Origin of the sequence: Peribacillus sp. Bi134 (genome assembly GCF_918698065.1) — a bacterium.
Taxonomy (GTDB): domain Bacteria; phylum Bacillota; class Bacilli; order Bacillales; family DSM-1321; genus Peribacillus.
In genome coordinates this window covers 1-9,877 of record NZ_CAKKLN010000023.1, presented here as the reverse complement: position 1 = coordinate 9,877, position 9,877 = coordinate 1, and the positions used below count along the sequence as shown (strand labels likewise).

General features: G+C 32.0%; 11 protein-coding genes and 1 pseudogene. 10 read left to right on the top strand and 2 right to left on the bottom strand.

The genetic code is table 11. The annotated features are described in order from the left end of the window. Positions 1-414 precede the first annotated feature (414 nt). A complete protein-coding gene (locus tag LQ188_RS26565; RefSeq protein WP_094246623.1) occupies positions 415-564 on the top strand; it encodes a hypothetical protein in 150 nt (49 codons plus the stop codon). Between the two features lie 33 nt (positions 565-597). Here the strand turns inward: LQ188_RS26565 and LQ188_RS26560 are convergent, their stop codons facing one another. Continuing rightward, a complete protein-coding gene (locus LQ188_RS26560; protein ID WP_101226097.1) occupies positions 598-861 on the bottom strand; it encodes a hypothetical protein in 264 nt (87 codons plus the stop codon). A 992-nt stretch (positions 862-1,853) separates the two neighbouring features. Here LQ188_RS26560 and LQ188_RS26555 point away from each other — a divergent pair. The 9 genes from LQ188_RS26555 to LQ188_RS26515 all read left to right on the top strand — a co-directional run bounded on the left by LQ188_RS26555 (position 1,854) and on the right by LQ188_RS26515 (position 8,622). After that, complete coding sequence (locus LQ188_RS26555; protein WP_230178945.1) at positions 1,854-2,315, top strand: GNAT family N-acetyltransferase; 462 nt, start codon at positions 1,854-1,856, stop codon at positions 2,313-2,315. Between the two features lie 182 nt (positions 2,316-2,497). After that, positions 2,498-3,037: a GNAT family protein gene (locus LQ188_RS26550; protein WP_101226095.1), complete on the top strand. Its 540-nt coding sequence runs from the start codon at positions 2,498-2,500 to the stop codon at positions 3,035-3,037. 1,267 nt (positions 3,038-4,304) lie between these two features. Next, positions 4,305-4,814 carry an ankyrin repeat domain-containing protein gene (locus LQ188_RS26545; RefSeq protein WP_101226092.1) on the top strand — a complete coding sequence of 170 codons (510 nt, stop codon included), beginning with the start codon at positions 4,305-4,307 and terminating at the stop codon, positions 4,812-4,814. A gap of 105 nt (positions 4,815-4,919) precedes the next feature. Beyond that, a complete protein-coding gene (locus LQ188_RS26540) occupies positions 4,920-5,372 on the top strand; it encodes a hypothetical protein (RefSeq protein WP_101226091.1) in 453 nt (150 codons plus the stop codon). 155 nt (positions 5,373-5,527) lie between these two features. Continuing rightward, a complete protein-coding gene (locus LQ188_RS26535) occupies positions 5,528-5,962 on the top strand; it encodes a hypothetical protein (RefSeq protein ID WP_101226090.1) in 435 nt (144 codons plus the stop codon). A 222-nt stretch (positions 5,963-6,184) separates the two neighbouring features. Further along, a complete protein-coding gene (locus LQ188_RS26530) occupies positions 6,185-6,709 on the top strand; it encodes a DUF2199 domain-containing protein (RefSeq protein WP_230178943.1) in 525 nt (174 codons plus the stop codon). Between the two features lie 151 nt (positions 6,710-6,860). Next, complete coding sequence (locus LQ188_RS26525; protein ID WP_230178940.1) at positions 6,861-7,331, top strand: DinB family protein; 471 nt, start codon at positions 6,861-6,863, stop codon at positions 7,329-7,331. 164 nt (positions 7,332-7,495) lie between these two features. Further along, positions 7,496-7,903: a GNAT family N-acetyltransferase gene (locus tag LQ188_RS26520; protein WP_230178939.1), complete on the top strand. Its 408-nt coding sequence runs from the start codon at positions 7,496-7,498 to the stop codon at positions 7,901-7,903. Between the two features lie 176 nt (positions 7,904-8,079). Continuing rightward, on the top strand, positions 8,080-8,622 hold the full coding sequence (locus LQ188_RS26515; protein ID WP_230178938.1) for a GNAT family protein: 543 nt from the start codon (positions 8,080-8,082) through the stop codon (positions 8,620-8,622). A 257-nt stretch (positions 8,623-8,879) separates the two neighbouring features. On the opposite strand, the pseudogene LQ188_RS26510 reads toward LQ188_RS26515, so the two are convergent. Next, positions 8,880-9,611, bottom strand: a pseudogene (locus LQ188_RS26510) (Type 1 glutamine amidotransferase-like domain-containing protein). Between the last annotated feature and the right edge of the window lie 266 nt (positions 9,612-9,877).

Genomic DNA, 9,877 nt, shown 5'->3' with positions numbered 1-9,877 from the left:
GAAGATCGGAGCTGTCTTTTAGGCAGCTTTTTGTTATGGAACTAAAGGGGCAGTCATCGAGAACGTAATGGTTATTAGCATTAAGAACCATTTAAAAGATGGAGTAGACTTAGATTGTTTTAATATTTTAAACCTTATTTACCGAACAATTGGACCTTTGGAAGAGAGCTGAACAAACAAGAAATAGAATTATTGAGGCTTATGCAGAGTGTCAAGGCATTTTATTTTGATTATAGCAATGAAATGAATACCATTTGGCGATGAATTATTTTACTAAGTTTTTAATGTTTTTACTGATATATATGCAAAGTTAGCAGTACACTAATAAAGTAATAAGGTTTACTTCAGTAAAATAAGGTATATTATATTTGTTGAATAGATTTTCTTTAAAGACAAGCAAAGTAGGTGAACAAAGTGGGAAAATATCAATTGGATACCAAAGGTAAGGTAGCTGTGACAAAGTTTCATGAAAAACAGACGCCTGCCAAATTTGATAAAAAGCAGCATCTTGAAAAAATACGTGCGGAGTATTTGAAAAAGAAGCAAAAACAAACAGATAAATAATATGAATGAAAACATAGGAAGACTAAAATCTCCCTATGTTTTTCTTATTCGAAGTTCTTTTTTCAATTGATGATAGAGTTTATTATTCCCATAAATTTCAGATTCGGTGACAAAAAACTCGTCATCAGATATCCATTCCTCACTAAAAATTTCAGTAGCAGAATCAATAGACCAGCCGTTATTTTGGATACACCAGTAATCTCCAGCAGAAATTTTTAAAACATATGGATACTCACTTGGCTTAGGTAGCTGAATAAAAAGATAAGTCTCGATCTTTTCAGCAAGATACTTTCTCAACACCCCACACTCAAAGAAAGTCAGGGAATACCAATGCGCTGAATTTCCTTCTAATAACTTAAAGGTAAACCAATGAGTAAACCTATAAAAAACCTACTATATCAACGTTTATAGGTTAAAAGGTTTACAGGTTTACGCAATTATGGAATTATTTATATGAAAAAATAGATAGATGATGAGTTAGAGTTAGCCTTAGACAAATTAGCTTATCAATCATCATTAGAAAGTTTGAAAATCGCTTAGAATGGTTTTCTGAACACACAAAGCTGATTAATAAGCATAGATGGAATGTAGCAAGCTACCAGCGTTTAGGTTAATAGCTTTTATTGCTAGTAGTTTTCTTACCACAGCTAAACATTTCTGATGTGCTCCAATAAAAAATAAAGCAACGCATTCCAATATAGAAACGGCTGCTTTAATTCATACTTTCAATTTTACGCTTGACGAGTTTTTTATAAAAATGGTTACGGTTTTGGTTACGTTTCTAAATGGTTGTAAATCAATTCTAGTCAATTGCGATAGTTAAGAAACATTGTATTTATCGTATGAACTAATATAGAATAATTTAAAATAATTGGAAAAATATACCTAAATTAAATAAACTAACCTATTAAATTGTTGATATATCAATGTTTCTAACGTATTTTTTGATGAATTTATAAACTTAGTTACGTTTTTGATTACGTTTTTCCCGATTTTCTGTATATGGTGCAAACAAACACAAGAAAATAGGTAAGTTATTCATCGTTCAAATATATACAGGCTATTTTTTCAAACCTCTTACTTATGCTACTAACGCATGCTTAACTTCTTTATGGGGCTGGAAACAGCTCCATTTTCTAATGGAACTAAAGGGGCAGGATAGTTGAATAAGAATATATTAAAAAACTGAAAACCATTCTAATGAAAAGAATGGTTTTTGTATTTATCCCTTATGATATATGTTATTATTTGGAATATTATATCATTTATCAATAGGGATGTGAATATTGGTGGTAGTCAGTATCAAAAAGACCAAATTGAATGAAGTCGAAGATTTATTAGCTATACAAAAAGAAGTTTTTGCAGAAGATTATGCCTTATATGAAGACCACGATTCAACCCCTGTAAATGAAACGGAAGCAAAATTAATCGAAAACATTGAGCGTTTTTTTCATTACACTATATTGTCGGGCAATGCTATTATTGGAGCAATAGATATTCGCCCTTTGGATGAAAACCGATTAAGATTAAGTAAATTATTCTTAAGAAATGAATTTCAAAATAAAGGACTTGGAAGTAAGATAATCAAGTTAATGGAGTCCGAATTTCCGTTTATAAAAGATTGGAGCTTATATACTCCTTATTTAAACAAAAAAAATCACCATTTTTATGAAAAGCTAGGTTATATAAAAATAGGTGAAGTACAAGTTACTGAAAAACTCCAGTTATTTAAATATGAAAAAAAATTATAAGAATATATATGTTTTTCTTCTCTTCTATAAGAGCTGTCTTTAAGGCAGCCTTTCTTTATGCAACTAACGGGACAGTTTAGTTGAAGAAGCGTAGTGTAGACGAACTGTGCAAAAACAAATACTCTTTGCTGTTGATAGATAGTATATAGTGAAATATATTCCATTAAGGAAGGGGATTAATTGTGTTTTCCAGTGAGATGGTCTATTTAAAAGAACTTAATTTATCAGATGCTGAAAATTTACTACAATTGCTAGTGGAAAATAAGGATTTCTTTGAACCATTCTCAATAAAACGTCCATCTAACTACTATTCTTTAGAAAAGCAAAAGGAATTAATAATAACTTGGGAACAAAAATCAAAAGAAAATATTAAATACCAGTTTGGGATTTTTCTAAAAAAGAATGATGCACTAATAGGAACTATCAGCCTTTTTGAAATTATTCGCGGTCCCCTTCAAAGTGCAACGATAGGTTATTACTTAGATCAAAAAAATAATGGTAATGGTTACACTACAGAAGCTGTTAAATTGGTTGTAGATTATGCTTTTAGAACTCTTAATTTACATAGGATTGAGGCTGGAGTTATGCCACATAACATAGGTTCAATACGTGTTTTAGAAAAGGCTGGTTTTCATAAAGAAGGAATTGCAAAACAAAATATAAAAATAAATGATCGTTGGGAGGATCATCAGGTATTAGCCATAATAAATCCCAACGATTAATATTCATTGTCTGCCCGTCTTTCAATTTGATTTTCAACCACTCAAATGCAGATGAGTGGTTTTTTCATTTAATGTACAGTTGATGTAAAATTCTACAATCGGTCTTCTTCAACTAACGGGTGCTCTACTTCATTATCAGGAGCTGATCAGCATCTCCTTCTCTTATGCAACTATCGGGGCAGTTTAGTTGAAGAACAAACTGGGGTTTTTTATTTGTTTTACTAGTTTGGAGAGTAGCCTATAATTGCTTTTATATAAGAAGTAGTTAGAAAGAGGTTTATATGTTTCAAAATTTTTTTGAGAGAACGTTTATTTTAATATTACATATCGTAAAATTGTTAATTATATTAGTATTGTGCTGTGCTGGTATTATTATAGGTGCTGTAATATTAGGTATTATGGGTATTGATGTACCTAATATACAACTAATCTTAGATATAGCATCAGTACCTTTTTTTGTTTTTCGACCATAAAATTGTCGAAAGAATAATAAGCATAATCTGCTTTTTTCTTTCTGTTTTAATATATTTTCAATTAAGAAAAATGAAGAAATAATTCAATGTTAAGCTAACGAGTTAAACATTTGTCTTGTTCAACTAAAGGGTGTGTTAGCTGAAGATTGGAGCTGTCTTTAAGGCAGCTTTTTCTTATGCAACTATAGGGGCAGTTTAGTTCATTAAGATGATATAATAAAATTACAGTTATTAAATGTAAGTACCTTGTTCCACTAACAGTAGCAAGAGTTGAAGAATATATGAGTTAATTTAACATTATCACTTTAGGAATTATAATTGAGGTGTAAGAGTAAATGGAATTATATCCTAAACGAACTGAAAAATATAAAAGGAAACAGCCTCCAGGCATTTTGTTTTTTTTTGGAAGTGTTTATCTATTAACTGAATTACTTCCTATCCATTATAGGAACATATGGACAGCATTGGGTGTATCCTTGGGTATATCTCTTATTATTATTACTCTTTCTGTGGTTATTGATAGAATAAAGGGTTGGTATTATACAAAGTGGATTGTGTTTATTCTTATTTTTATATTGGGTGTAGGTTTATATATCTTCAATGACATAAATGGGAATTGAAATACCACTATTCTAATTTAACTAACGGGTGCTTTAGGTTAGGATCGGAGCTGTCTTAAAAAGGCAGTTTTTTTCTTTATGCAACTATCAGGGCAGGATTGTTGAATTAACTGCAATCACCCTAGAGGCTACATTAATGATGGGTTAAAATTAATTAGTTTAAGGGGGAAACCTATGAAAAGAAGAATTAGAAAAAAACTTAAAAAGAGGATTAGAGAAGAATTAGTCAGAGCCATTTACGAAGGTCATTTTGGAAAAGTGAAACGGTTAGTACGAAATGATTCAGATGCAAATAACAAAGATGAGGATGGGTGGGCTCCACTCCATTGGGCAACACAAGAATGCCAAAAAGAGATTATTCTATTCCTTTTATCTATGGGAGCTAACATCAATACCAGGGATAATTACGGTTTTTCCCCTTTGTATCAAGCAGCCTCTGAAGATCGTATAGAACTAGTGGAATTTTTGTTAAATAACGATGCCAAAATTGATATTAGGTCTAGCGATGGAACTACTCCATTGATTATAGCTAGCTGCTACGGGAATTTAGAAACAGTAAAGTATTTAGTGGAAAAAGGTGCAGACATCAACGTTAAAGAAGATGAAGGAAATACTGCTCTCTCATTTGCGGAGCGATTTGGAAACGAACAGGTAGCATTATTTCTAAGAGAACAAGGCTCATAATGAATTACTTGAATTTACAAATATACAACAAACGGAGACTTTTCTTAATGAACTAACGGGTGCTTTTACTTCAATAAAGGAGATTTAATTTAGGGGGAAAAATACTTGATAGCATTACTATTACTTCTAATTTATATCGTATATAGAATTTATAAATCCAAAAGACCTTTAACAAAGTTTGGACATTTCTATGACAAAGCTTTTTATCTTGAAGAAAAAAAGGAATATGAAAAAGCCCTTGATCTAAGAAAACAAGCATTAGAATTAGATACACTTACTAATCTGGAACGTGCTGAATTAAATTTAGCTAATGCCAGAATGTATTTAAGGTTAGAACAATGTAAAAAGGCAACAGATTACTTTGATATATCATTTGAACTAGCAAAAGAAGAAAAGTTTCCGTACTCTAAAGGGTTTGACGAGGTAGTTGAAGCTTATTTACAGGCAAATCGCAAAAAAGATGCCATTGAATTAGTAAACAAGATGTTAGAAAGACAAAGCTACGATAAGAAATTCAAAAAATTACAATCCATAAAAGAAAAACTAAAATCAGTTTAAAAGATTACCATATTCATTCCTGATTCAAATAGGGAGGAGCTAAGGCAGCCTTTTTCTTATGGAACTAAAGGGTTAGTTAAAGAAGTCTAATAAATAAAAGGCATAATTCCTTTTTATTTTATGTATAGCAGAGGTATGTTAGAGGTGGTGGTTAAATGAAGGAAGATTACCCACGACAAGGATTAAGAATAAGATGTGAACAAGGCGTCTATCCAGAAGTCAGAAGGGCTTGTCTAGAATTTGCAAAGTGGTTAAGAATAGAATTTGAATTTCCCATTCGAGTTGTTGTATATCTAAAAAAAGATTATCAAATTAAAAGCAGGTTCGATAAAGAATTAGTATCGGGTACATTTTTTGGTCCTTTTGACAAAAGTGAAGAACCATATATAAGAATAGCTACTGGTGACTATTTAGAATTATTGGCGGAGAATGGGCGAGATAATGCACTTGCAGCTATTCTTGGTACTATTGCCCACGAGGTGGGACATTATTATCAATGGATTGATGACCTTGAACTTGATGAAGAAGGGGCAGAAAATAATAGTGAATATATGATTGATTTGTATGCTGAGACTAGAGACCATCCGTAAATGATTTAGGCACTTTGTTATTAAGCTAACGGGTGCTTTACTTCAATAAGGGAGTTGCTTTGCAGCTCTTTTTTCTTATGGAACTAAAGGGGCAGCATAGTTCAATAAGAATTCTATGTTATTCAACCAACGTATCACGCAAAATTATCAAATTTAGCATTATCTTTTTGGGTTAATATTGAGATAAGATAAGGCTATTGTTTTATATATGGGGGATGTAAAATGAGCAATTATAAAGTTGGTTATCAATGTAAAAGTTGTGGAAACTATCACGATGAACTTCCCTTGAGTTATGGAAGTCCTGTTCCTGATTACTATGAAGAAGTACCATTCGAAGAACAAGAAAAACGAATTGAGATGAATGAAGATGTGTGTATTATTGATGATGAATATTTCTTTATTCGTGGCTATATTGAACTTCCAGTAATAGATGGGGAAGGTCCTTTTATTTGGGATGTTTGGGTTTCATTAAGTGAAACGAATTTTGATAAAATGATGGAGTATTGGGAAGTTGAAGGCAGAGAAAAGGATTTGAAACCAATGTTTGGTTGGCTGCAAACTTCTATTCCTTGTTATCCTGAAACATTAAACTTAAAAACAATGGTTCACACTCGTCCAATAGGTTTACGTCCTTCTATAGAATTAGAACCAACACAACACCCGTTATCCTTAGAGCAAAGAGAAGGACTTGGATTTAAAAGAATAAAGCAGATAGCAGAAGATTTGTGTAATGTAGAAGAAAAATAATAACTCTGCTTAATGAACTATCGGGTGTGTTAGCTGAAGGTCGGAGCTGTCTTTAAGGCAGCAACTAAAGGGGCAGGATAGTTGACTAAGGATTAAGCTAAAACGAAATATGAATTTATATTCTTATTTATTAGAAGTAAAGGAGGATAAGATGAATACATATTGTAAGAGTGCATTGCATCAAATTAAAGTCGCTGTAACGACAATTGTTGAGATGATAGAAAAGTTAGCAGAAAATGACTTGCAAAAAAGACCTACACCCAATAAGCATTCCATAGGAGAGCTGTTAGAACACATTGCTATTATTTGTGAAGCTGATTCGCTTATTTCAGATGGGGTATCTCAAGACACGATGAATAAATTTTATTCAAATGTTTCATATAAGAGTCTAAGTGAGATGAAAGAAGCATTGATAAAAAATCATCAATTTTTAGAAGATAAATTTATGAATTTTACAGAAGTTGAACTTCAAGAGGAAATTACTTCTTACTGGGGTGTTACATACTCACGATATGAATGGTTGTTAGAGATCGTAGCTCACGTTTATCATCACAGAGGCCAATTACACTCTATGCTTGTTCATTGTTATGGGATAGACCCAAAAGTTACATTATTTGAATAGAACTTTACTAATGAACTAACGGGTGCGTTAGCTTTAGATCAGAGCTGTCTTTAAGGCGGCTTTTTCTTTACGGAACTAACGGGGTAGGATTGCGGATGTGAAAATCATACAAATTATGTGTTGAGATTAAGCTGTAAGATATAAAAATCCAGGGAGGTGCTTAAATGGAAAAACCTATACATTATACAATAGAACTACCTGAAAATTTTAAGCAATTACTAACATTATATGAATCTTTAGGATGGAATTCACTTAAATTAACAGTTAATGATTTGAAACAAATGTGCACTCAAAGCTGGTATGCAATTTATGCTTTTGATAAACAACAGTTAGTGGGTATGGGACGTGTTATTTCAGATGGTGTGATTACTGGAGTGGTATGTGGAGTGTGTGTACTACCGAGCTACCAGTCCAAAGGAATCGGCAAAGAAATTGTGAATCGAATGATTGAACATTGTGAGCAAAATCGAGTAATTCCTCAACTTATGTGTGTAGAAAGTTTGGAATCATATTATGAAACTTTTGGATTTGAGAAGTTTACCATTGGTATGACTAAGAATATAAATCGATAAGTTTAATTTGTTGTCTAATTAAAGGGTACTTTACTTCATTAAGGAAGGTTGCTGCGGCAGCCTTTTTCTTATTGAACTAACGGGGCAGATTAACTCCATAATAAACAAGTGATTTATCTATTAATCATATATGGTAATATACAAAATAAACCAATAGAAAAATCAGGGGGATAAGTATGTTCTTACATAAGATTGATGAGGAGTTATCATTGAAACTGTTAGAATTAAAGGATGCAGAAAGAGTTTTCGAAATAACAAATCAATCCAGAGAATATCTACGAGAATGGCTTCCTTGGCTGGATAATACAACAAAAATTGAAGATACAAAAGGGTTCATTAATTTTTGTTTAAAAGGTTTTGCTGAAAACAAGAGTGTCAATACAGTTATTATGTATAAGGGACAAAGTGTTGGTGTAGCAGGTTATAACCAAATAAATTGGTCAAATAAAACTGCATATATTGGTTATTGGCTCGGAGAAGAATATCAAGGAAATGGAATTATGACAAGAGTAGCTAAGGCATTGACTGATTATGCATTTAATGAATTGAAACTAGATAAAGTTGAAATTAGGGTTGCTGTGGAGAATACGAAAAGTAGAGGAATTCCTGAAAGATTAGGTTTTGTTAATGAAGGTTGTATCAGACAAGCAGAATGGTTGTATGACCATTATGTTGACCATTTTGTTTACGGCATGTTAGCTAAAGATTGGAATAAGTAATAATACCTTAATGAACTAACGAGTGCGTTAGCTGAAGATCAGAGCTGTCTCTAAGGCAGCTTTTTCTTATGGAACTATCGGGGCAGTTTAGTTCATTAAGCGTAGTGTAGTCGGACTGTGCGGTATTTATAAAGGCTAAATAAGCAATATTAGCTTTATAGAATTAAATACCCCAGTTTGTTTTAGTATATTTTATCGGAAGATAGACTTATTCATAATATAAGTGTCGATTTCTTTAATTAACTTGAAAAAGTTAATTAAAGAAATATTTCTGTAAGAGGTTTGTACTTTTCTGAAACTAGCTCTTTCTTTTCAGTAACCCCTCTAATGTTATTAAATAAGAATACCTTATTCTGTGGATCAGATTTAATTATTCTATATTTATCATCCATTATTACAAAGGCACAATTGTTATCAATTGCAAGACCTGGAATACTACTTGATTTCATACTTTTATCAAAAGTTTCGCTACCTTTTTCATTGTAATGAGGACAGTGAATTGCGGGGATAATTCCTATTCCAGTTGGCTCGGCTATATCCCAATTACCTTTGCTATTATATACTTCATCACTTTCACTATGTCCTTTTAAAAACCAACAAATTGACCCTGCACTTATTCCAGCTAACACAATATTTTTCTGATATGCTTCAAATAAATAATTATCAATATAATTACTTCTCCATATTTCTAGCATTTTTAACGTATCTCCACCACCAACATATATTATATCTGCTGTTAGAATTCAATACTTAATCATCGCAGGAGAAAGATTACTATTAATCAAATTTAAGACATCTACACTACATTTTAATTTCTCACCATAAACTTTTTGAATTGTATTAGCATAAGTTTGGCTATCACCACTTGCTGTTGGAATAAATAGCAATTTTGGATTTGGTTTTTCAGAAAAATCAACAATAAATTCATCAATAAGAAATGTCTCTTTTAAATTGATTTCGCCGCCTCCAATAGCAACAATTTTCCCCATAAAACACCTCTGGAAATATAATTTGTTATTTTGTATCATCGTTCTATTCTATAACCATTTTAAAATAACCTGCCCCTATAGTTAAATACCTCACAGTTTAATGTCAACTCTACAATAAAATTAATGAACTAACGGGTGCTTCGTATTATAAGGTCGACCAGTAAAAATTACTGGTTGACCTTTTTTTAATAGAATCTATTATATCAGTAGCCAGAGTAGGACGTACGGGTGCGTGGGACTTGATCCCGTGAACTAAACTGTCCGCC